The organism is Algoriphagus kandeliae (assembly GCF_004571135.1).
GTDB lineage: Bacteria > Bacteroidota > Bacteroidia > Cytophagales > Cyclobacteriaceae > Algoriphagus > Algoriphagus kandeliae.
Window position 1 is genome coordinate 762,021 of the sequence record NZ_SPSB01000003.1, and the last position, 22,835, is coordinate 784,855.

Sequence of the window (22,835 nt, forward strand, 5' to 3'; positions counted from 1 at the left end):
ATATTTCATCCTGATCAATACAAATTCTATGAAAAAACCATCGACCTACCTGATATGGGCCACAGCAGGACTACTTTGCTTGGGTACTGTTCAAGCCCAAGACGTCAAGCCCACCACTGAAAAAGAATTGGTAGCCGCTGTTGAAAAACACCGGGAAATGCTGGCCAATACTCCCCTAAAAAGCTTCAAAGCCCGAAATATTGGACCAACCAATATGTCAGGACGAATTGTGGATATTGAAGTAGCCCAAAATCCAAATACCTTTTATATCGCCGCCGCCTCTGGTGGGGTTTGGAAAACAGAAGATAATGGACAATCCTTTACTCCGATTTTTGATCATCAAGGTGCATTAGGGATTGGCGACATGGCTCTCTCTCCTTCAAACAATAATATCCTTTGGGTGGGAACAGGAGAAAATAATTCCAGCCGATCCACCTATGCGGGTTCAGGAGTCTACAAATCCACCGATGCCGGAAAGACCTGGCAGTTTATGGGTTTACCCCACTCCCAGCACATCGGCCAAATCCAAATTCACCCTACCAACCCAGACATTGTTTGGGTAGGGTCCATGGGAAGCCTTTACTCTCAAAACAAAGAACGCGGCTTATACATGACCACTGACGGGGGGAAGTCCTGGAAAAAAGTCCTTTACATTGATGACAATACTGGAATTATCGACATCAAAGTTCATCCGGAAAATCCAGACATTCTTCTTGCCGCTTCTTGGGAGCGGTACAGACAAGCACATGATTTCATAGGAAATGGTGAGGGCTCGGCTATTTGGCGATCAGAGGATGGGGGTAAAACCTGGAAAAAAGCAGTAGATGGTTTTCCTCAAAATGAATTTGTGGGACGAATAGGATTTGATTTTGCTCAAAGCAATCCTAACATTGTCTATGCTCTTCACGATAATCAAGGTCCTTCAGATAAAGAGCCACAGCAACCTCGAAGAAGAGGGCAGCAAGAGGAAAATCCATTGAAATTTGAAGATTTCAAGGATATGCCGGTAGAGGAAGCCTTGGGCTTGGAAGATGATCGATTGAATTCTTTTCTGCGAAGAAATCAATTTGCCTCCAAATACACACCGGCCGAAATCAAACGTCAACTTAAAACTGGAAAAATCACAACTGCTCAAATCGCTGATTACAACAAGGAATCAAACGACGCGAATGCAGCCTTGACCAATATTTCCATCATTGGCGCTGAAGTTTTCCGATCTGAAGACGCTGGGAAATCTTGGAAGAAAGTATCCGAGTCGGATTTGAGTCGGTTGTATAATACCTATGGGTACTACTTTGGTGAAGTGCGAGTCAATACAGAAAATGAAGATGAAATCTTTGTTTTGGGTGTACCATTGCTCGTATCAAGAGATGGAGGAAAAAATTTCTCTCGCACCGATTCGGTAGGAAGACCGCACTCTGACCATCAGTCCATGTGGATCAATCCAAAGGATGGCAAACATATCTTGCTAGGAAATGACGGAGGATTGTATCGAAGCTATGGAGGTGGCGCAATTTGGGATCATTTGAATACCCAAATGCCCATCTCTCAATTTTACTCCATCATGACAGACAATGCATCTCCCTACAATGTCTATGGCGGAATGCAAGATAATGGGGTTTGGTTTGGAAGTTCTAAAAATGATCCGGCTGACCGCTGGGAATCTTTAATGGGAGGTGATGGAATGGTTGTGGCAGTAGATACTCGAGACAATAATATTGTTTATACCGGGTTCCAATTCGGTAACTATTTCCGAATCGACAAAGCAACAGGAGACAGAAGGAGAATCACTCCCGGGCATGATATTGGTAATGACCCTAACCGCTGGAATTGGAGAACACCTGCCCGTCTGAGCCATCATAATCAGGACATCATTTACATGGGTTCTCAATACGTATACCAAAGCTTGGATCAGGGAAGCACTTGGACCACAATTTCTCCGGATTTAACAAAGAATGAAAAAAGCGGAAATGTGCCTTTTGCCACCTTAACGGTAGTCGAAGAATCTCCGTTTGAATTCGGGACTTTGTATGCCGGAACTGACGACGGAAATGTGTGGATTACCCATAATAATGGAGGCAATTGGGAATCTTTGAATGTCGGTCTTCCAGAAGATCGATGGGTGAGTTCCATCGCCCCATCCAAGCATCAGGAAGGCGTAGTTTATATCACGCTAAACGGCTACCGATACGATGAATTCAAGACCTATGTATTCAAAAGCACCAATTATGGAAAGACCTGGACTTCCATCAAAGGAAATCTTCCGGAAGAGTCCACCAACATCATTGTAGAAGATCACATCAATCCAAGCATTCTGTATTTAGGAACAGATCATGGATTATATGTTAGTATGGATGGTGGAAACAATTGGAACCTGTTCCAAGGGGAAATCCCGAATGTCGCCATTTATGACATGGTCATTCAGGAACGTGAAAATGATCTTGTGATCGGAACACACGGACGAAGCGTTTACATTGTGGAATTAGAACAGATCCATGAACTCGCTACTCCGACCCAAAAAGTAATGGATTAAGAATCAGAAAGGCTGACCAAAAGGTCAGCCTTTCTTATATTAAAATATTTTAAAACCTACAGACAAAATCCATTGATTAAGCCTATTATCGGTAGTAAACGTCGAGATATTATCTGTTAAATTACTTAAGCCTCCTTCATACTTGGCATCGATGTAAAGATTTCCTATATCAAATCCAATTCCTGCCTGATATCCTAAAGTTGCTTTTTTGAAATCTGTGTCAATCACAGTTCCAACCGAATTTTCCAGATTTGAATCAATATTAATTGAAGCGATTGGCCCTGCTTGAATTCGAAGGAATTTCAGGAATTTCACTCCTACCATCACAGGAACATCAATTCGATTGAAATCAGCCTGATATTCTTCTGTACCACTATTGCCTTGCAAATCCAAAGAAAACAGGCCGCTCGTTTGAGTAAAAAGTAATTCAGGTTGGACAAAGAACCCGGCTCCTCCCACTCTTGCGAATACCCCAAGATGATAGCCTGTTTGTGCATCTTGAGGAACAAATTCTGTGGATTTGAAATCTAATTTGGAACTACTTAATCCAGCTTTGATTCCCACTCCAAAATTCTGAGAATAGCCTGCTATTGCTATCCCGAATACAACTAAAAACAAGGTTAATTTTTTCATAGGCATTTTGTTTTTTGAGTATTCTAAACGTCAAAACATCGAAATATGTACAAGAAGAAGCGGAAAAACTAACGATCAGTTGACTTGAAACTTGGCTTTTTCCTGCGCCAATAATCTCAAATCCGAAAAATCAGATGGTTTTGGAACTAGGGAATCAAACGGGATTTTGGTTATTTCTCGGTAATAATTCACATCTCCTGAAGTAAATCCAATTACTGGGATACTTTTGGTTTTTCCATTGGATTTTAACTTGGCTAAAAGCTCCACTCCATCCATCACAGGCATACTGATATCGGTCAATATCACATGAAAGTCTGTACTGGATTTTAAAACCTGCAAAGCTTCTTGCCCATTTTTTGCAGTCACGACCGTATCTTCTGAGGTTTCAAAAATTCGCTTGAGAATCAAAAGATGAAGTACATCATCATCAACCAAAAGTACCCGCATAGTTTCAAAATTAGGTTCTTGTTTTTCAACTGAAATAATCGTTCCAAAAAATTAAAAAGCAACAAAAACCCATAAAAAAAGGCTGTCTTTTTAGAAAGACAGCCCTTAAATCGAGTATGTGGTCGAATTTTATGCAGCTTGAGGAGCTCCAAACAATCCTACCATATTCAATATCAACAAGATGATGACGATTGGACAAACCCACTTGATAAAGAAGATCCAGCCTTTTCTATAAACGCCCTGAAACTTAGGAGCACCCATTGCTAATTCATCAGCAAAGTCACCAATTTTCTGAGCCCATCCTGTGTAAAGAGAAAGCATCAAACAGATCACAATCACCGCGAATGTTCCGAAGATAAAGTCCATTGCCCCGAAGAAACCTTCGATTGGATTGCTCAAGAAATTAAATCGAATCTCTGCGAAGAAGTTACCTGGAATAGAAGACAAAGCAGATGGAATAGACATCAACATGGCAGCGATACCAACTACCCAAGTGGCTTTGGTTCTGTTCCACTTCCTATCGTCAATTAGATACGAAACCGGTACTTCCAACATGGAAATAGTAGAGGTCAAAGCCGCTACCATCAATAGTAGGAAGAACAAAGCTCCAATTACACTTCCACCAGGCATTGCATCAAATACGCGAGGCAATACATCAAAAACCAATGCAGGACCTGCTGCAGGATCTTTTCCTGGCAACAAGGCAAACAAGGCTGGGAATACCATCAAACCGCCCAAAAGAGCAACCATGGTATCCATACCCGCAATCCATCCTGAGGACTGAATAATGTTAGATTCTTTAGGCAAATACGAACCGAAAGTAATCATCAAACCCCATCCTACAGACATGGAGAAGAAAGCCTGACCCAGTGCCTGAAGAATTACCGTTCCATTAATTTTTGAGAAATCAGGATTCAAATAATACTGAATACCAGCTTCTGCACCCTCCAAAGTCACGGATCGTCCAGCAATGAAAATGATGATGATAAACAGAATAGGCATCAAGAATTTTGCTGCCTTCTCAATTCCTCCAGAAACACCTCCCAATACAATCAGGATGGTGATTAAAATGAAGAAAAAGGTAAGAGGAATTACATACAATGGGGTTTGTACAAAATCCTCGAAATTCACTGGAATATTGATGATTTCTGTAACAATGTAACCCACTGTCCATCCGGCAATTACCGAGTAGTAGCTAAAAACAAAAAAACAGACCATCACACAAAGGACGCCTGCTAATTGCCAGAATTTATTACCCCCTGTATCTCGGATCGCTCCAATTGGGTTTTTACCGGATTTTCTACCCAATGCGATTTCATTGAAAAGCAAAGGCAAACCAATGAAAAGAACACAAATCAGGTAAACAAAAACGAAGGCTCCTCCTCCATTTTCACCTGTGAGGTAAGGGAATCTCCAAATATTTCCTAAGCCTACTGCTGAACCAGCGGCTGCCATGATGAACCCTAGACTAGAGCCAAATTGTCCCCTAGAATCAGGACTTGCACTTACTGCCATAGATAATGCGAATGTTAAATTTTTGGGAAATAACTGCTTTTTAAGAGCTGGCTAAGATAATTTGTTTTGCCAAAATACCAATTGCCGCTCGGAAAGTTTTCGGTTCAAAACCCAACTCCTTTCGGGCTTTTTCAATTTTAAACCCTGTTCGAAGAGGTCTTTTGGCCGGCTGAACAAATCGGGTAGAGTCTGATTCCTGAATGAGACTTTTATCCAATCCAAAGAAATCGGCTGTCTGCATTGCCATTTGATAAGGAGTCAAAAAATCGGGCCCAGAAATATTGAAAACACCTTCCGCTCCCTTCTCAGCGATCAAAATACACCCTTCGGCTAAGTCCTCCGCTAAGGTTGGGGTTCGATATTGGTCATTAACCACTTGGATAGTTTTTCCATTCTCCAAACTCTCCTTTACCCAAAGAACAATGTTTGTCCTGCTCAAACCAGGAGAAATCCCAAATACCAAAACGGTGCGGGCAATAGCCCATTTTAAGCCTGATTGCTTTACTAATTCTTCTGCCTCTAACTTGGTTTGCCCATAATAATTGACAGGTGCAGGGGACTCATCTTCAGTCAAAGGACCTTCCTCTCCTGAGAAAATAAAATCTGTGGAAACGAAAATGAAATGAGGTTGGAAGCTTTGCGAAGCATCCAAAAGATATTTGGTTGCAAGTACGTTAGCTCGATAGCAAGCTTCCTGATTTTGCTCACAGACATCCACATGGGTCATCGCTGCTCCATGAACGATGATATCTGGCTTATATTTTCCGAGTGTTTCGTTTACGGCTTTTTGATCTTCAATATCCAGAGAAACATATTCAAAATCCGCCTCCTTCAATCGGCATGGCCCTCTCCCGCTTCCGATGATTTCAAAGCTATCTTTTTCAAGAAGGCGATGAATGAGCTTTTGGCCAAGCAATCCATTGGCCCCGGTGATGAATATGCGAGGTTTATTTTTCGTCATTTAATCGGTATCCAAATTCACGTTCAATTTGAGCTGGACTCATTTTTTCTACACGAACTGTCATATAGATCGGTTCTATGGGCTTGTCACGGGCACCTCGAGGCTCTTGTGCAATTTTTTCAGCAACTTCCAATCCTTGGATTACCTCGCCAAAAACAGTGTACTCCCCATCCAAATGCGGAGTGCCTCCAACGGTGGTGTAGGCTTCCAATTGTTCTGCAGTCATATCCTTGGTCAATTTAAGATTAAGTGACTGCTCAATTTCATCTCGCTTGGACAAAATCAGTCGAGTCAAAGAATCAAATTCCTGCAATTCATACAATTGATTGTATGCCTGACGAAGGGAATCCTGACTTTGCAATTGCACGTACTGCATGAATGCTGTCTGTAGCTTTTGCATATCTGTGGTCAGTGCCAACTCATCGTATACTTCACCTAAAACAATGTAAAACTGGGAACCACTTGATCTTCTCTCTGGATTGATGGAATTTCCCTGTCTGGCAGCTGCAATCATTCCTTTTTTATGGAAATGATTTGGAAGAATCTCGGCAGGCAGAGTTGGCCAATCTTCCGCCGGCATGCCTTCTTTGGTAAATACATCTCCACCCTGCACCATGAAGTTGGGGATCACTCTATGAAACTCAGTTGAGTCAAATCGACCTGCTTCAGCTAATTCCAGAAAATTAGATTTGTGTGCTGGAGTATCATCAAAAAGTACTGCTACGATTTCTCCATAGCGGGTATCAATCCGAATGACTTGTTCTTTTTGGCCTGCACAACCTAAAAACCCCACCAAAATCAGGGACCATAGAAAATTCAGTTTCCGACTCATGCGTTTAATTTTGACTTAATATCCACTAAAATTTCTTTTCCACCAGCTTCTAGAACCTGCTGTGCTAACTGTTCTCCCAACTTTTCAGGCTTTTCTTTTTCACCCCGAACTTCAATACAAATTCTTTGTTTTCCGTCTAAGCTTACAATACCTCCCTTTAAGTGGAGATTTTTCGCTTTTTCAGAAGCCAGAGCAAAGACCGGGATGCTACATCCACCCTCCAAAACTCGGAGATAAGCCCGCTCGGCACGAAGCAAATAGGAAGTCCTCAAATCATTACAAGCTTCCACAATTTGATTTCGAATTTCGGAATCAAGATTTTTTGAGGATTCGATAGCAACAGATCCCTGACCAACAGCTGGAATAAATTCTTCCAAAGAAAGGTTTTCTACAATCTTTTCATCGTATCCCATTCGATGAACTCCAGCGTATGCCAGTAAAAGCGCATCACACAAGCCTTCTTCCATTTTTCGGATTCGAGTTTGGAGATTCCCTCGAACTTCGACGGTCTTGATGTGAGGATAAAAATGCTTAAGCGTGGCAACCCGACGAGTAGAGGAAGTACCTAATACCAAAGGCTTGCCGGAATCTTTTAATGAAATGTCACTTTGATTGGAAAGCAGAACATCATGAGCCTGCTCGCGTTTAGTAAAAGCAATGATTTCGAAGTCTTCTGGCAAATTGGACTGCATATCCTTAGCTGAATGCACAGCAATATCAATTCTGCCATCCAGCAATTGGTCTTCCAATTCCTGGGTAAACACTCCTTTGCTACCAATCTTTGAAATGGACACATCCAAAATCTGATCACCCTTGGTATCGATGATGATGATTTCAGATTCAAGGCCGGCATTTTTCAATAAATCCTGCACATGATAAGCCTGCCAAAGTGCGAGCTTACTTCCTCTCGTTCCGATTTTTATTTTTCTCATTGCTCCGCTCCCCTTTTAGGAGACTTCTTCTGCACTCCTTCTTCGATAAATTTTATTATTGTTCCGGCGATATCGATTCCTGTCGCTTTTTCAATTCCTTCCAAACCTGGAGAACTGTTCACCTCCAAAATCAATGGCCCTCTAGAAGATTGTAACATATCCACACCTGCCACATCCAACCCCAAAGCTTTGGCAGCTCCCAAGGCTGCGGCACGCTCAGCGCGGCTCAATTTGATGACTGTTGCTTTGCCTCCTCGATGTAGGTTGGATCGAAACTCCCCTTCAGCTCCTTGCCTTTTCATTGCTCCTACTACTTTCCCATTCACTACAAAAGCACGAATATCTGCTCCTTTAGCTTCCTTGATGAATTCTTGAACAATAATTCGAGCTTTCAAACCATGAAAAGCCTCAATCACAGATTGACCAGCTTTTTTGGTCTCTGCCAAAACCACTCCCAAGCCCTGAGTGCCTTCCAATAATTTGATAATAAGCGGAGCTCCACCTACATGCTCGATAATCTGCTTTTCTCCTCCTTTAGAAAAATTCGTAAATGCCGTTTTAGGCATTCCCAGTCCAGCTTTAGAAAGAATCTGTAAGCTTCTAAGCTTATCTCTGCTTCGCACAATAGCTTGTGAATTATTGGCAGAAAAAGCTCCCATCAGCTCAAATTGCCGAACAACAGCAGTTCCATAGAAAGTCACTGAAGCACCGATTCGGGGAATGATCGCATCAATATCTGTAAGGTTTTGGCCTTTGAAAATGATAGAAGGCCCCTCTTGTTCAATAATCAAATCACAAATGCTATGATCAACTACCAAAGCCTCATGGCCTGCAGCTTGGATCGCTTCTACCAACCGGCGGGTAGAGTATAAATTTGAGTTTCTAGAAAGGACTGCGATCTTCATAGCTAGGCCTGATTATAATTTTTTGAAAGATTAATTTGATCCACATCTACTAGGAATCTGCCTTTGAGGATTTTTCTTCCCAGGAGGATGGAATTTTTCATTTTGGAGCGATCTGTTAGAGTAAATTCTGCGATATAACGCTCACCTGCCAGATGAATTTCTGTTTCGATCAGGTAGCGAATTTCTGCCTGACCAAAGGAATTTTTGACTTTTTTCTCTCGAAAATTCTCAAATACTAATTCCTCTCCGGTGAATTTCCGATGTCCCGGCATTAGTATTTCGAAGACTAGTTGATTCTTTCCATTTCGATTTTCCACCCGGATATTTTCTGCATGAATAGCGCTGGTATAGGCTCCCGTATCTACTTTGGCCCATACCTTGGAAAGATGGAGTCCAGGAAGACTAATTCTTTCCTTTCGACCGATGATTTTTTTAGGCTGCTTTTGCATTTCTACCTAGTAACTTCAAAATATCCATCGAAAGGTCTGTAAAAATCAGCTTCGGATTCCCATTTCGGTCTATATGATAAATTGCTTGGTTGAATTTTTCATAAAGTTCTCCCGCAGCTTCCTCATCCAATACATGTGTAGCAATTTTATGGACGAAATCCCGATCCTCGCCCTGTGTTCGGAGCAACTGCTCCAAATTGGCATTTTGGAGTAAAATCTCCCGGGCCACATTTAAGCCTGTTTGGAAAATTGATCGCTGAAAGTCAAGATCGGTTTTTTGGAATTTCTCTGCCAAATCAAAGATCTCCCCATATCTCCTCATTCCACAAAGCCTAAACCAATCACGGATCCAGATCACTTGCCTATCCTCGACTTGGTCCACCATTCGCAAAGCAGCTCGAATATTTCCATCTGCAATCATGGAAATCTGCTTGGCCACTTGTTCATCACATTTTCCGGTTTCCACCAGATACTCCTGAATCTCTTCATCGGAAAAAGCACGAACATTGATTTTTTGAGTCCGGGAAAGGATAGTGGTCAAAAGCTGATCAGGCTGACTGGTTACCAACATGAAGATGGTTCCTGGCTGAGGCTCTTCCAGTATTTTCAAAAGGGCATTGGAGGCTTCGATATTCAAATACTCCACACCCCAGATCATCATGATTTTATAGCTTCCTTCAAAAGAAGAAAGTGAAAGCGAGCGGATTACTTCTCGCGCTGCACCAACTGAAATATTGAGTTTCTTTTTCTCGAAATGATTCAAATGGATGAAATCCTGAACATTTCCATAAGTCTGATGCAAGCAGAATTCCCGAAAATTGGCCACCAACTTCGCATTGATTTCATCTGCTCTTTTTTCTTCTTCCTTTGTAAGACTGACGCGAGGGAATACAAAATTGAAATCGGGGACAACCAATTTTGCCATCCGTTGACAAGAACTGCAGGTCCCACAGGAATCTTCTTCACTGCGATTTTCACAGTAGAGATATGTCGCCAAAGCCAATGGCATCGCCAGTGAAGCAGAGCCTTCCGGCCCATGAAATAAAAGGGCGTGCGCCAAATGATTCTGCTGAACGGCCTGCGTGAGCCGCTCTTTCGTTTCTCTTAATCCGGGGATTTGTGCAAACTGCATGATTTTGGCGTCAAGGGATTATTTTTCCCAAATTCTATAGTTCTTGGTTAAATCAAAAACTTTACGGAGCATTTCTTCCTCCACATCGTCCCAAGCAACTTTTCGTCTTGCCATTACAGCCTGAGCTGTTTGTGCAAATTTTGGAAACTGAAAGGTGGAAAATCCGGCAGCACCACCCCAAGCGAAGGAAGGAATGAAATTTCGAGGAAAACCATCTCCAAAAATATTTGCTCCAACTCCTACAACTGTTCCGGTATTAAACATGGTGTTGATCCCACATTTAGAGTGGTCGCCCATCATTAATCCACAAAACTGAAGACCAGTATTTGCAAAGCCTCCGCGGACATAGTCCCAAAGTTTAACAGGTGCATAATTATTTTTCAGGTTTGAGGTATTGGTATCTGCACCGAGATTACACCACTCTCCAATTACCGAGTTGCCTAGGAAACCTTCATGACCTTTGTTGGAATAACCAAAAATGACAGAATTGGAAATTTCACCTCCTACCTTCGAGTGAGGGCCCACGGTGGTATCCCCACGGAGTTTGGCGCCCATATTTACGGTAGAGCCCTCACATAAGGCAAAAGGACCTCGAATCAACGAGCCTTCCTGAATTTCGGTATTTTTTCCAATGTAAATCGGACCATTTTCAGCATTCAAAACCGCTGCTCGAATCACAGCTCCTTCTTCGATGAAAATATTTTCCGGAGCATATACTTTGGTATGGGGATCCGAAATAGGCTGACTTTTTCTTCCTTGGGTCAACAAGTCAAAATCTCGCTTAATCTCTTTTCCATTATGCTGAAAAATCTCCCAGGTTTTAGAAATCAATAGCGGTTCAGAATCAACTTGCACTACCTCCTTTTGGGTAGCTGCACTTAAATTCTTTTCCGTCTCACCTATATAGAAGGCAAGCAATGTCTTCCCTGCATAAAGCGCCTGATCCTCTTGAAGATTCTGAATTTCTTTTAGGATTTCAGCGGAAGGTATCAATCCTCCGTTTATCGCAAGGCAGCTCCCTTCTTTTCTAGGGTATTTTTCCTGTAAATAGTCTTGGGTTAAATAGGAGACTTCCTTCCCAGAAACCTTCTCCCATTTCTCAGCAATGGTCAAGATTCCAATCCGAATAGCGGCAATCGGACGGGTAAAAGTAAAGGGAAGCAAAGCCCCGCGAATAGACGGGTCATCAAATAAAAGCAGGTTTTCCATGAGGCAAAAATAAAAAAGTCTCCCGGAATCCATGCTCCGGGAGACTTTTTGAACAGCCGTAGATGCGACTTATTTCTTTGCGTATCTTCTGTTGAATTTCTCTACTCGACCAGCAGTATCCAAAAGCATCTTCTTTCCAGTATAGAAAGGATGAGATTCAGAACTTACCTCGATTTTGTATAGAGGATATTCATTACCGTCTTCCCATACGATGGTTTCGTTGGTTTCGATGGTAGATTGGGTCAAGAATTTAAACTCAGATGAAGTGTCATAAAACACTACAGGTCTGTAGTTTGGATGAATATCTTTTTTCATATCTTCAGTGTTTTTGTCAGCGCTCGCTCAAATGAGGCACAAAGTTATCCTTTTTGAAATAAGTGACCAAATCTTTGTAAAAAATAATCTGAGGGACTTGGCATTTTTGAGATAAAACTTGGTTCAAGCGACCGAAATCAGCTTCAAAACTACTATTTTTCAAATTGATTGCAGAGAAAACCCTTAAAAAGCCTGAACAAAGCGAATTTCATTTTATGAATAGAGCCATTTTTCTAAAACCAGCAAAATTCTTCTTCATCCTTTTCATTCTTGGATTTTCAACTCATCACGTTTCCTTTTCTCAGGGAAGTTATGTGCCTTTCGAACGAGATTACTATCACCTCATCGAACGCTATGAAATCTTGCAAGGAAAGAATAATCCTTTCTTTCAAACCGGTTACAAGCCTTATCGGAGAGATCTGCTTGGAAAATATTTAGACAGTCTTGCGCAGGATCAGGTAATAAAAAGTGCTTCTGATCAATTCAATCTTTCCTATTTAGCCCAGGACAATTGGGAATTTGTCTCTCAAGAAACTCCAGAATCTAAAAAGCCTTTTCTGAAAAAACTTTATCGAAGACCTGGAGATTTCGCACATTCATACAGTGAGGAATTCGACATTCACGTAAGTCCCGTTATCTATTTGGCTGGTGGAATGGAAACGGATAATGAGCAGAACCCTGCTCAACTTTCCCGTGGATTTGTTGTGCGGGGAGCGGTAGATAAAAAGGTCAGCTTCTTTACTTATCTGACCACTTCAGAAGTATTTTTTCCAAGTTGGGTGAAAAACTATGCAGATTATCGAGGTGCCGTGCCGGGAGAAGGTTTTTGGAAACAGTACAATACGGATGGCTACAGCTATTTTTCAGCACGTGGCCATGTGAATTTTAATTTGACCAAGAGCATACAAGCTCAAGTGGGACATGACAGAAATTTCATTGGAGAGGGCTATCGCTCCTTTTTATTGTCGGATTTTTCCAACCCCTACATGTTTGTGAAGATAAACACCAAAATCGGGAAATTTCAATTGACCAACCTTTGGACTCAAATGACTGCGGACGTCATTTATGATCGAGGAAGACCTACAGATGGACGCTATCCCCAGAAATATTTTTCTATGCATAGACTTGGTTTCAATATTGGGAAAAAACTAAATCTCGGCTTTTTTGAATCTGTGATGACCGATAAGGTCAATTTCAATTACTTCAACCCGGTTGTCTTTTTCAGATGGGTAGAGCAGCAACTTGGGACTCCAGACAAGGTGATGTTGGGAATGGATGCAAAATGGATTTTTCGTCCCGGCATGCAGTTTTATGGGCAGTTTGCTTTAGACGAATTTGTGTTCAATGAATTTTTCGGTATCGATGGCAAAGGATCTAAGCGAAATAAATATGGTGTGCAGGCCGGTTATAAATACATCAATGCTTTTGAGGTTTCCAATTTGGACCTACAATTGGAATTCAATACAGCCAGACCTTATACTTTTCAGGAGAAATTTGACCACCAATCATACACGAATTGGCGAGTTCCTCTCACTCATCCCTTGGGAGCTAATTTCAAAGAATTTGTAGGCATAGTTCGCTTTCAACCTATACCAAAATTGCGAATCACGCTTTTGGGGAATTATCAATTGTACGGAGCCGATCCTGATGAAGAAACAAACTGGGGAGGAGATATCCTGAAAAATAGATTGGAAGGCAGTCCAACTGGATTATTTGGAAATGTTACGGGTCAGGGAATCGAAAATCAAGTCATTCAGACAAACTTGGTGGCTAGCTATATGCTCAAGCATAATTTGTTCATTGATGGAACTCATGTCTTCAGAAGACGAACCGCTCAAGACTTGACTTCACCTGAAAGCTCTCAATTTGTACAATTGGCATTGCGATGGAATTTCATCCGTCCTGAGTTTAATTACTAAAGCAAAGCTATCCTGAGAGAATACTTTGCCCTGATTCCAAAATCAAGAGGCTTCACCAATTTTGCGTAAATTGCGGGCCAAATTCGGAACTTTTCCTACATGAAGACTTATTTGCGGATCTTGTCCTACGCCCGTCCTTTGGGCAAGTTCGTACCTACATACATCGGCTATACGCTCCTTTCTATCATTTTTGGCTTGATCAATTTCACCCTACTCAAGCCATTATTTGATGTGATTTTTGAGCAAGTAGCTCCAGAATCTTTAGAAAGATTCAGAGACTTACCGCGCTTCCAATTCACTTTAGAGTATTTCACAAGTCTCTTCAATCATTACTTTCTGAAAATTCAGGATGGCTATGGCAAAGTAGGGACCCTAGCCTTTGTCTGTATAGTCATCGTCTTTTCAGTTTTCCTATCCAATCTCTTTACCTACCTATCCGGAGTGGTTTTGGCAAAAGTTCGAGCTAAGGTTATCAAAGGGATGCGTACTGATATCTTCAACCGGGTGAGTGGCTTGCATTTGGGCTATTTCTCGAATGAGCGAAAAGGGGACTTGATGTCGAAAATGACCAATGACGTGCAAGAAGTAGAAAACACGATTGTACAATCACTTCGAGTTGTTTTTCGGGAGCCAGCTACAATCATTCTCTATTTCGCAGTTTTATTTTTTATGTCAGTCAAACTGACACTATTCACCATTTTACTGATTCCGATTTCTGGCGCAATCATAGGAGGAATCACCAGAAGACTAAAAAAGAAAGCCGTAGAAAGCCAGCAAAGCTTAGGACGGATTGTCAATATTCTGGACGAAACTCTAGGAGGTATGCGTGTGATCAAAGCCTTCAATGCTGAGTCTTTTATGTTTGGCAAGTTTGATCAGGAAACAGACAACTATGCCGCTGTCAATATTAATATGGCTCGAAAAAACGAGCTAGCCTCTCCTATTTCCCAGTTTCTAGGCGTAACTGTCGTTGCAGGAATTCTTATTTATGGAGGAAGCTTGGTATTGAGTGGGAATTCAAGTTTAAGCGCTTCAGACTTCATTACCTATATTATCATTTTCACACAAGTACTGAATCCTGCCAAAGAAATTTCCCGGGCTGTTTCAAGCGTCCAAAGGGGAATTGCCTCTGCTGAGCGGATTTTTCAAGTAGTTGATACGCAGGCAGCCATTACATCTCCTGCTACAGCCCAGATTTTGAAAGGCTTCGATCGTGAGATTGAATTCCAAAATGTACATTTCTCTTATGGTGAAAAAGAAGTGTTGAAAGGAATCAATTTCAAACTGGAAAAAGGGAAAACCATCGCTTTGGTGGGACCTTCAGGAGGCGGAAAGTCTACTTTAGCCGATTTGGTTCCTCGATTCTATGATCCCACGAGTGGGGCTATTTTAATTGATGGCATCAATCTCAAGTCCCTTGAATTGACGTCTTTGAGAAAATTCATGGGAATTGTGACCCAAGAGTCTATTCTTTTCAATGATACAGTTTTCAACAATATCGCATTTGGTTTAGAGGGAGTTTCTGAACAGCAAGTCCTTGAGGCAGCTAAAATTGCTAATGCTCATGAGTTTATCGAAAAGATGGAAAATGGCTATCAAACCAATATCGGCGAACGGGGCAGCAAGCTTTCTGGCGGACAGCGGCAACGATTAAGTATTGCGAGGGCTGTATTGAAAAACCCTCCTATTCTAATCTTAGATGAAGCTACCTCTGCCCTTGATTCAGAATCCGAAAAATTGGTGCAGGATGCGCTAACTCAACTGATGAAAAACAGAACCACTTTGGTTATCGCGCATCGACTGAGTACCATTCAACACGCCGATGAAATTTTGGTCATTGACCAAGGACAAATTATTCAGCGAGGCACTCATTCCGAGCTTCTAAAGGAGGAGGGACTTTACCAGAAGCTTTCAAGTATTCAGTCAGTTTAGTTATATTCGAACAAATCAACTCTTTGCCACTATGCAAAAATTTCATCGAATTCTCCAGATCATTTTGCTGGTCTATTTTGCCGGCTTGCTCCTATTTTTCATCTCTTTTGACACCATGGGAGGGCTCGTAGGAATTGCAGAAGTCACTTCTGATTCAGTAGTCAAAATATTGCTGACAGGTTTAGTTCTGTTTTTAATATCATGGCTAGTTGGTAAAGGCGTGAAATCCTCGCTTCAAAGCAAAGTCAAAAAGATGGAAAACGAAATGAATGCCCTAAAAGCAAAAATCTATGATTTTGAGCATCCAAAAGGCCAAGAAAAACCGAAGACCGAAAGCACTCCAAAACCCTCGGATAGTGAAAGCAGTAACCTGCCGCCAAGGCAAAATTTCACCGAATAATTAAGGTTTAAATTCAAAAACTGTATATTAAGGAAACCAAAATCGGTTTCCTTTTTTCGTATGGTAGCAAAAACTTTTGGAAGCGCTGTCTCAGGAGTAGACGCCAACCTGATTACAATTGAGGTAAATGTAGGACAAGGCACCAGTTTTTACATGGTGGGTTTGCCTGATTCTGCTGTCAAAGAATCCCAACAACGAGTGGAGTCCGCTCTCAAGTATTTCAATTATCGGATGCCAAGGCAGAAGGTTGTCATAAATTTGGCTCCCGCTGATATTCGAAAAGAAGGCTCAGCCTATGACCTTCCGATTGCTATGGGAATTCTCCAAGCCTCCGAACAAGTAGATTTCCCAGAACTGGATCGCTATGTTATTATGGGAGAGCTTTCGCTGGACGGTTATCTTCGGCCAATCAAAGGCGTTTTACCCATAGCTATTGAAGCGCGAAAAAGAGGCTTTAAAGGTTTTATCCTTCCTCTAGAAAATGCCAAAGAAGCTTCCATCGTAAATAATCTGGATATTATTGGTGTAGAGACCCTTCAGCAGGCAGCTGATTTTTTGATGGGAGAATTGGAAATCGAGCCCACCATTACTGACACACGAGAAATTTTTTACCATTCTCTGGATGAAAATGAATTTGACTTTGCCGACGTCCAAGGGCAAGAAAATATCAAACGCGCCATGGAGATTGCAGCTGCAGGTGGACACAATGTGATCATGATTGGGCCTCCCGGAGCTGGAAAAACCATGCTAGCCAAGCGGCTTCCTTCCATTTTGCCACCACTCTCATTGCAAGAGGCTTTGGAAACTACCAAAATTCACTCCGTTGCCGGAAAACTTGGCAAAAACGGATCCCTGCTAGCTCAGCGACCTTTCCGCAGTCCGCACCATACTATTTCAGATGTGGCTTTAGTGGGAGGCGGAGGTAATCCTCAGCCTGGGGAAATCTCCCTTGCTCATAATGGAGTACTTTTCCTCGACGAACTTCCGGAATTCAAACGTACAGTTTTGGAAGTAATGCGCCAGCCTTTGGAAGAGCGGAAAGTGACGATATCTCGGGCAAAAATTTCAGTCGATTATCCTGCGAATTTTATGCTGATTGCCAGCATGAATCCTTGTCCTTGCGGCTACTACAACCATCCCGAAAAGGAATGTGTCTGTGGGCCGGGAATTGTACAGCGCTACCTCAACAAAGTAAGTGGACCGCTACTCGACCGAATCGACCTGCACGTGGAAGTGACTCCGGTGAAGTTTGATGAAATGACCTCCACCCGAAAATCCGAATCCAGCAAGTCTATCAGGGAGCGGGTGATTCAGGGAAGAGAAAAACAAAAACAACGCTTCCAAAACAACCCCGAAGTCTATTGCAATGCCATGATGCCTTCTCACATGGTCAAAGAAATCTGCCAAATCAACGAAGCTGGAAAGGCTTTACTCAAAACCGCGATGGAGCGCCTAGGTTTGAGTGCCCGGGCTTATGATCGCATCCTGAAAGTTGCGAGGACTATAGCTGACATAGCCGGCAGCGATACGATCAAAGTGGAACACCTTGCGGAGGCGATCCAGTATCGAAGTTTGGATAGAGAAGGCTGGGCAGGATAAACCACCCTCATGGAAATCAATTACGATTCTGGTATATTCAACTTATGAATAATAAAAATCTTGTATCGATCCTTGCTGCTTTTCTGATTTTAAGCCCAATTTGTGCTTGCTCAGAAAAAGACGGCCTTTTAAAAACGAATAAAAATTTGATCGAAAAAGAGAATCAAGTTTTTATTAAAGAAATAGAAAAATTAGAGGGTAGAGAATTATTAAATCAGGAATCTAACCCATCAGAAAACATTGTTGTCGACAGCCTTCAATTTCTAAAGGATTTAAATGAAAAATACCCCTATGATGTAAAGCTTTTCGAAAATTCTGCTTTTACCGAAAGACTGAAAAATCTCCTGGGTCCAGAAAGATTTACTTTCCTAATCGAAACTTGGGCCGTAGAAATGCCTATCGAGTATGATAATGAGTTATTTATTGCTCAAGCATGTCAGAAAAACAACTGTGACACTACAAATTTCATTATTCTATACGATACCTCTAAAATGATTATGCATGTGGGAATAAGAGAAAACGATGAAGCAAAAATATATTCAGAAGAGGGAGATGCTCCTCAATTGCTGAAAGATTGGGCCAACAATAATTAATTCGTATTATTCTTCATCTAAATAATGCTGATTTGTTTAACCCCAATAAAGGGTTAGGAAGAGCCCTTATGAATTCCCTTTCTTTAGCATTCTAAAAACTATCGGATAGTTTGGATGTTAATCTGAAGTAAAAAAATTTATGATTTCCTAAATCAAACTAACCTCCAATTTTAACGATATGAAAAAGTTATATTCATTATTACTGGTAATGCTGCCATTTTGGGGCTTTTCGCAGGACTTAATCCAGACGGATGATCAAGAGGTAAAAATCACCCCAATATTGCACGGCTCCTTAGTTTTGGATTACAAAGACCTGACAATCTATGTGGATCCTTATGGTGGTGCGGAGCGCTTCCAGTCCCAAAATCCAGCTGACCTTGTTCTAATCACGGATATTCATGGAGATCATCACAATCAAGAAACTTTGGATGGACTCGATCTTTCGAATACAGTGATCGTAGCACCTCAAGCTGTAGCCGAAAAACTTCCTGCCGAAAAGTATAAAAGCATCATCGTGTTGGGTAATGGGGATGTTGAGAATATCCTGGGAAGCAGAATTGAAGCGATTCCCATGTATAATCTTCCTGAAACAGAAGACAGCAGACACCCAAAAGGTAGAGGAAATGGCTATATCGTGGAGTTGGGAGGAAAGAGTTTTTACTTCTCCGGTGACACCGAAGATATTCCGGAAATGAGAGCTTTGGAAAATATCGATGTAGCTTTTGTCTGCATGAATCTTCCATTTACTATGGATGTAGACCAAGCAGCAAGTGCTGTTTCCGAATTTCAACCGACCGTCGTTTATCCGTATCACTACCGAGGAACAAATGGACTGAGCGACGTAGAAAAATTCAAGAATCTTGTTGGAGAAAAGACTCCTGGTGTGGAAGTAAGATTACGAAATTGGTATCCTGAGAATTAAGCATAATTTCTGCACAGAATAGTTATCAAACCCCTCTTTTTCGAGGGGTTTATTTTTGCTTTAAATCTCTGATTAAAATCACTGCACTTTAGGCCTAAAATCAGGCATTTACAATGATTTGGCTATTAGTTTGAAGCACTGGAAAAAGTCTAGCCTTTAAAGAAATATCCTATGAAAAAGTTGTTCATCGCCACATTCGTTGTGGCGGCCTTGATTGGAGCAGCTTATCCAAGCTTTGCTCAGCAATTGACCAAACAGGATTACTTGGAAAAAAGTAAAAAGCAGAAAACCACAGCATTTATACTTCTTGGGGGCGGTGCTGCTTTGTTAGGCGCGGGAGCCATTATTGGTTCTGAAAACTTTTGTCTATTTAGTTGTACAGATAGCCAAAATAATGCAATGAATGCGGCTAGTGTAATGGTAGTAGCTGGAGGAGCAGCTATGATTGCAAGTATTCCAGTTTTTGTCAGTTCAGGAAAAAATGCGAGAAAAGCAGCTGAATTAAGCCTGAATTATCAACCGATGAATGCACCAAGATTTACAGGAGCTATTCCAAAAGCCTATCCGGCATTGACTTTGACCATCCCAATTGATTGAAAAAACCACCAATTATAATCGGAGGAGGTAGTTTTTCGAGGGTATTTAGATAAATGGATTCATTTCCCTAAATTTTAGTCTTTGAAATGAATCAATTACCTCATGGAACTCCTCCTTCGTTACCTTCACTTTATTTCAGTATTTACCTTGGCTGGATCTTTATTTGCAGAATTTTTTCTATTGGATAATAGCCTAAGCAAAAAACAAATCAAGCAACTCAGCCGAATTGATGCAGTTTATGGCATTTCAGCGCTTTCGCTTCTTATCGTAGGTCTTTCACTTTGGTTGGGAGGATATGGAAAACCAACTGAGTTTTATAGCCAAAATCCTACTTTTCACCTCAAATTAGGACTATTTATTCTAGTCGGATTGATTTCAATTTACCCAACAGTATTTTTCATCAAACAAGCCAAAGGAAATCAAAATCAAAAAGTGGACATCCCAAAAGGAATTATTTGGTCTGTAAGAATGGAATTAATCATTTTATCCATCATTCCCATTTTAGCTGGGCTGATAGCAAAAGGAATCGCCATTTTCTAATCCCCAAAAGTAATTCCAAGACCTTTTGCTGCCTGTACCAAGGTTCCTGAAGGATCTACGACATGATAGGTTTTAATTGCCTCAGTGATTGGCACCGAGCTAAAATCATTATTTTTCAAAACCACCAATTGCCCAAACTTCCCATCTAATACCAATTCCATCGCCTTCACCCCAAAAACAGAAGCTATCACTCGGTCAAAAGCGATGGGAGTACCTCCACGCTGGGTATGCCCTAATACAGTTTCACGGATTTCAGCCTCAAGACCAGCATCCTTTAGCTGCTGACTCAAGGTAAAAGCCACGCCTCCCAATCTCACTGAATTTCTACCCGACTCACCCTGAACTCCAGTAATAATGCCGTCTTTTGCATAGGCTCCTTCTGCGATTACTATATTGACAAAGCCTCTTCCATCATCATATCGAGCTCGAATTTTTTCTATGACTTTTCCTAAATCGTAAGGAATTTCCGGAATTAAACAGACTTCTGCTCCTCCTGAGATTGCCGTGTACAGGGCAATCCAACCAGCATTTCGCCCCATAACCTCCATAATCATCACTCGATGGTGGCTTGCTGCCGTAGTGACTAATCGATCCAAAGAATCTGAAGCAATCTGAACGGCTGTTTGAAAACCAAATGTGAAATCTGTGGAAGAAAGGTCATTATCTATGGTTTTTGGGACACCAACGACAGGTATTCCTGCCTCAAAAAGAGCCTGTGAAATCTCCTGGGACCCATCCCCTCCTATATTGATTACTGCATCAAAGCCCAACTCCTTAATTGTATCCACTAAAAATTGAAGCCGATTTTCCAAAACCACCGATCCATCTGCCTTTTTTACCGGAAATCGAAGTGGGTTTCCCTTATTGGTAGTGCCAATAATGGTGCCTCCCATCACATGAATACCCGCTGTATTGGATTCATCCAATTTAATCATCCGAGGAGGGTTTTCCATGATTCCATTGAAAGCTTCATAACTTCCCCAAACCTCCCATCCTTTTTCCTGAGTGGCCCGTTTTGCAATTCCTCTGATTACTGCATTTAAACCTGGACAATCTCCTCCACCGGTAGCAACCAATACTTTTTTCATTTTTAAAAATTAATTTTCTCCCCCCAAAAAGGGAAAATACCCACTGAATTACAAGTTATAGAAGTAGAATATAGATTAAATACGAAGGAAACTATAAAAAGTATTCAGCTCCTTCCCGACAGAGTTCTACTGGAAAACTGAGATTTCTCCCTTCCAGACGATCAGCCAAAATAGCATCCAATTGTTCATCAGTATTATTGGGTTCATGATGAAAAATCGCCATCCGTTTTACCTGACAAAGAGCGCCAAACTCTATGGAATCTTGAACAGCACTATGCCCCCAGCCGACTTTTTGATCATATTCTGAGGAGGTATATCCTCCATCATGGAATAGCAAGTCAACTTTCTTGGCCAATTCAAACCCACTTGTCCATTCAGGATCGTTGGGAAAATTTGTGGATCCTAAACGAACCTCGTGATCAGGGATATAGGCAATGGTAGAATCCCCCAGCCGAATTCGAAAGCCCAAAGTCGGCCCAGGATGACAAACATATTCGGAATGAATATGGAAATTACCTATGTAAAAATCATCATAAGTCAATTCATGGACTTCTGGATGATTGGGCAGATCAGCGAGCCTTACCGGAAACATGGGAGGAGAAAAGAATTTGCGCAGCCTTTGCAAAAGGGGAGTCACTGACGAACTCGGCCCCCAAAAATGAACTTTCACTGAAGGATCGTACAAGGGAAGAAAAAAACCCATTCCCATCGTATGATCAATATGCAAGTGAGTAAGTAAAATATGGATCTCTTTGATATTTCTATCTATAAAACGACCCAAGCGTTGAATACCCGAGCCGGCATCCAAAATCAGAAATGTTTCTCCGTCTGTGACTTCAACACATGAAGTATTTCCTCCATAAAAATTGTTTTCTGGACCTGGCGAAGGGAGTGAACCACGACAACCCCAGACTTTTACCTTCATCATGGGTCAATTTTCCAAAATATAGCCATGGCACCTAGAAATCTATCCTGTCGCGCAATGATGGGAAAAGAGGTGACTTCGATATGAATTTCCTTTCCTGTGAGGCTGTGAATATAAAATGAGCCGGAATTCGGCTTAAGATCCTGAAGCGTTTTAACCAATGGAAGCTCCTCTGGAGGAAGCGGATTTCCTTGGTCATCATAAGGTGTAAACATGGTAGCCCACTCTTCTACACGCATTCCCCCAGTCTCTCCGAAATTCAATCCGAATATCACTTCAGCAGGTTCATTGTAAAACAACAAATTGCCCTCTGGATCAACCAGAAAGGCGGGTAGAGACAAGGTGTCAACAAATTGCCTTCCTAAAATCAACTCTAGGGGCTGTGCGGGCATAGTTAAGCGTTCAAATAAAAATGAAATAAAATTTAAGAAAAATCTTTAGAAAATGATGTTTCTAA

General features: G+C 41.5%; 23 protein-coding genes. 9 read left to right on the top strand and 14 right to left on the bottom strand.

What is annotated here, in order from left to right; all coding sequences use genetic code 11:
- Nucleotides 1–28 precede the first annotated feature (28 nt).
- Nucleotides 29–2,533: a WD40/YVTN/BNR-like repeat-containing protein gene (locus E4S40_RS11890; protein ID WP_135074295.1), complete on the top strand. Its 2,505-nt coding sequence runs from the start codon at nucleotides 29–31 to the stop codon at nucleotides 2,531–2,533.
- Nucleotides 2,534–2,572: 39 nt separating this feature from the next.
- Here E4S40_RS11890 and E4S40_RS11895 read toward each other — a convergent pair whose 3' ends face one another.
- The 11 genes from E4S40_RS11895 to E4S40_RS11945 form a co-directional block, all read right to left on the bottom strand.
- Entirely contained in the window at nucleotides 2,573–3,166 is a 594-nt protein-coding gene (locus E4S40_RS11895) for a porin family protein (protein ID WP_135074297.1), read from the bottom strand.
- A 75-nt stretch (nucleotides 3,167–3,241) separates the two neighbouring features.
- The gene (locus E4S40_RS11900; protein WP_135074299.1) at nucleotides 3,242–3,613 is read right to left on the bottom strand and encodes a response regulator; all 372 of its coding nucleotides are present in this window, start codon (nucleotides 3,611–3,613) and stop codon (nucleotides 3,242–3,244) included.
- A 129-nt stretch (nucleotides 3,614–3,742) separates the two neighbouring features.
- Complete coding sequence (locus tag E4S40_RS11905; RefSeq protein ID WP_135074301.1) at nucleotides 3,743–5,128, bottom strand: sodium-dependent transporter; 1,386 nt, start codon at nucleotides 5,126–5,128, stop codon at nucleotides 3,743–3,745.
- A 40-nt stretch (nucleotides 5,129–5,168) separates the two neighbouring features.
- A complete protein-coding gene (locus E4S40_RS11910) occupies nucleotides 5,169–6,089 on the bottom strand; it encodes an SDR family oxidoreductase (RefSeq protein WP_135074303.1) in 921 nt (306 codons plus the stop codon).
- Nucleotides 6,076–6,921, bottom strand: coding sequence for a peptidylprolyl isomerase (locus tag E4S40_RS11915; RefSeq protein ID WP_135074305.1), 846 nt, complete (start codon nucleotides 6,919–6,921; stop codon nucleotides 6,076–6,078). The genes E4S40_RS11910 and E4S40_RS11915 overlap by 14 nt, the downstream gene beginning before the upstream one ends.
- Complete coding sequence (hemC, locus tag E4S40_RS11920; RefSeq protein WP_135074307.1) at nucleotides 6,918–7,853, bottom strand: hydroxymethylbilane synthase; 936 nt, start codon at nucleotides 7,851–7,853, stop codon at nucleotides 6,918–6,920. The genes E4S40_RS11915 and hemC overlap by 4 nt, the downstream gene beginning before the upstream one ends.
- Nucleotides 7,850–8,758: a 30S ribosomal protein S6--L-glutamate ligase gene (gene rimK / locus E4S40_RS11925; RefSeq protein WP_135074309.1), complete on the bottom strand. Its 909-nt coding sequence runs from the start codon at nucleotides 8,756–8,758 to the stop codon at nucleotides 7,850–7,852. Before rimK ends, hemC begins: the two co-directional genes overlap by 4 nt.
- Before the next feature lie 2 nt (nucleotides 8,759–8,760).
- Nucleotides 8,761–9,207 (bottom strand): ATP-dependent zinc protease family protein, encoded by a 447-nt coding sequence (locus tag E4S40_RS11930; RefSeq protein WP_135074310.1) that lies wholly within the window; start codon nucleotides 9,205–9,207, stop codon nucleotides 8,761–8,763.
- Nucleotides 9,191–10,339, bottom strand: a complete 1,149-nt coding sequence (locus E4S40_RS11935; protein WP_135074312.1) for a DNA polymerase III subunit — start codon at nucleotides 10,337–10,339, stop codon at nucleotides 9,191–9,193. The genes E4S40_RS11930 and E4S40_RS11935 overlap by 17 nt, the downstream gene beginning before the upstream one ends.
- 18 nt (nucleotides 10,340–10,357) lie before the next feature.
- A complete protein-coding gene (locus tag E4S40_RS11940; protein WP_135074314.1) occupies nucleotides 10,358–11,548 on the bottom strand; it encodes a GlmU family protein in 1,191 nt (396 codons plus the stop codon).
- A gap of 69 nt (nucleotides 11,549–11,617) precedes the next feature.
- Nucleotides 11,618–11,863 (bottom strand): type B 50S ribosomal protein L31, encoded by a 246-nt coding sequence (locus E4S40_RS11945; RefSeq protein WP_135074316.1) that lies wholly within the window; start codon nucleotides 11,861–11,863, stop codon nucleotides 11,618–11,620.
- A gap of 215 nt (nucleotides 11,864–12,078) precedes the next feature.
- On the opposite strand from E4S40_RS11945, the gene E4S40_RS11950 reads away from it, so the two are divergent.
- The 8 genes from E4S40_RS11950 (at nucleotide 12,079) to E4S40_RS11985 (ending at nucleotide 20,365) form a co-directional block, all read left to right on the top strand.
- Nucleotides 12,079–13,782: a hypothetical protein gene (locus E4S40_RS11950; protein WP_135074318.1), complete on the top strand. Its 1,704-nt coding sequence runs from the start codon at nucleotides 12,079–12,081 to the stop codon at nucleotides 13,780–13,782.
- 99 nt (nucleotides 13,783–13,881) lie between these two features.
- Nucleotides 13,882–15,714, top strand: coding sequence for an ABC transporter ATP-binding protein (locus E4S40_RS11955; protein WP_135074320.1), 1,833 nt, complete (start codon nucleotides 13,882–13,884; stop codon nucleotides 15,712–15,714).
- Between the two features lie 31 nt (nucleotides 15,715–15,745).
- Nucleotides 15,746–16,114: a hypothetical protein gene (locus E4S40_RS11960; RefSeq protein WP_135074322.1), complete on the top strand. Its 369-nt coding sequence runs from the start codon at nucleotides 15,746–15,748 to the stop codon at nucleotides 16,112–16,114.
- A 60-nt stretch (nucleotides 16,115–16,174) separates the two neighbouring features.
- On the top strand, nucleotides 16,175–17,713 hold the full coding sequence (locus E4S40_RS11965; protein WP_135074324.1) for a YifB family Mg chelatase-like AAA ATPase: 1,539 nt from the start codon (nucleotides 16,175–16,177) through the stop codon (nucleotides 17,711–17,713).
- A gap of 44 nt (nucleotides 17,714–17,757) precedes the next feature.
- The gene (locus E4S40_RS11970; RefSeq protein WP_135074326.1) at nucleotides 17,758–18,306 is read left to right on the top strand and encodes a hypothetical protein; all 549 of its coding nucleotides are present in this window, start codon (nucleotides 17,758–17,760) and stop codon (nucleotides 18,304–18,306) included.
- Between the two features lie 178 nt (nucleotides 18,307–18,484).
- Entirely contained in the window at nucleotides 18,485–19,228 is a 744-nt protein-coding gene (locus E4S40_RS11975) for an MBL fold metallo-hydrolase (protein ID WP_135074328.1), read from the top strand.
- Between the two features lie 171 nt (nucleotides 19,229–19,399).
- The gene (locus E4S40_RS11980) at nucleotides 19,400–19,825 is read left to right on the top strand and encodes a hypothetical protein (RefSeq protein WP_135074330.1); all 426 of its coding nucleotides are present in this window, start codon (nucleotides 19,400–19,402) and stop codon (nucleotides 19,823–19,825) included.
- A gap of 102 nt (nucleotides 19,826–19,927) precedes the next feature.
- Nucleotides 19,928–20,365: a DUF2214 family protein gene (locus E4S40_RS11985; protein WP_135074332.1), complete on the top strand. Its 438-nt coding sequence runs from the start codon at nucleotides 19,928–19,930 to the stop codon at nucleotides 20,363–20,365.
- Here E4S40_RS11985 and E4S40_RS11990 read toward each other — a convergent pair.
- From E4S40_RS11990 to E4S40_RS12000, 3 genes are all read right to left on the bottom strand, one after another.
- Entirely contained in the window at nucleotides 20,362–21,453 is a 1,092-nt protein-coding gene (locus tag E4S40_RS11990; RefSeq protein ID WP_135074334.1) for a 6-phosphofructokinase, read from the bottom strand. The two genes, E4S40_RS11985 and E4S40_RS11990, sit on opposite strands and share 4 nt — an antisense overlap.
- 91 nt (nucleotides 21,454–21,544) lie before the next feature.
- Nucleotides 21,545–22,381 carry an MBL fold metallo-hydrolase gene (locus E4S40_RS11995; RefSeq protein WP_135074337.1) on the bottom strand — a complete coding sequence of 279 codons (837 nt, stop codon included), beginning with the start codon at nucleotides 22,379–22,381 and terminating at the stop codon, nucleotides 21,545–21,547.
- Entirely contained in the window at nucleotides 22,378–22,770 is a 393-nt protein-coding gene (locus E4S40_RS12000; protein WP_135074339.1) for a PAS domain-containing protein, read from the bottom strand. The genes E4S40_RS11995 and E4S40_RS12000 overlap by 4 nt, the downstream gene beginning before the upstream one ends.
- Nucleotides 22,771–22,835 lie beyond the last annotated feature (65 nt).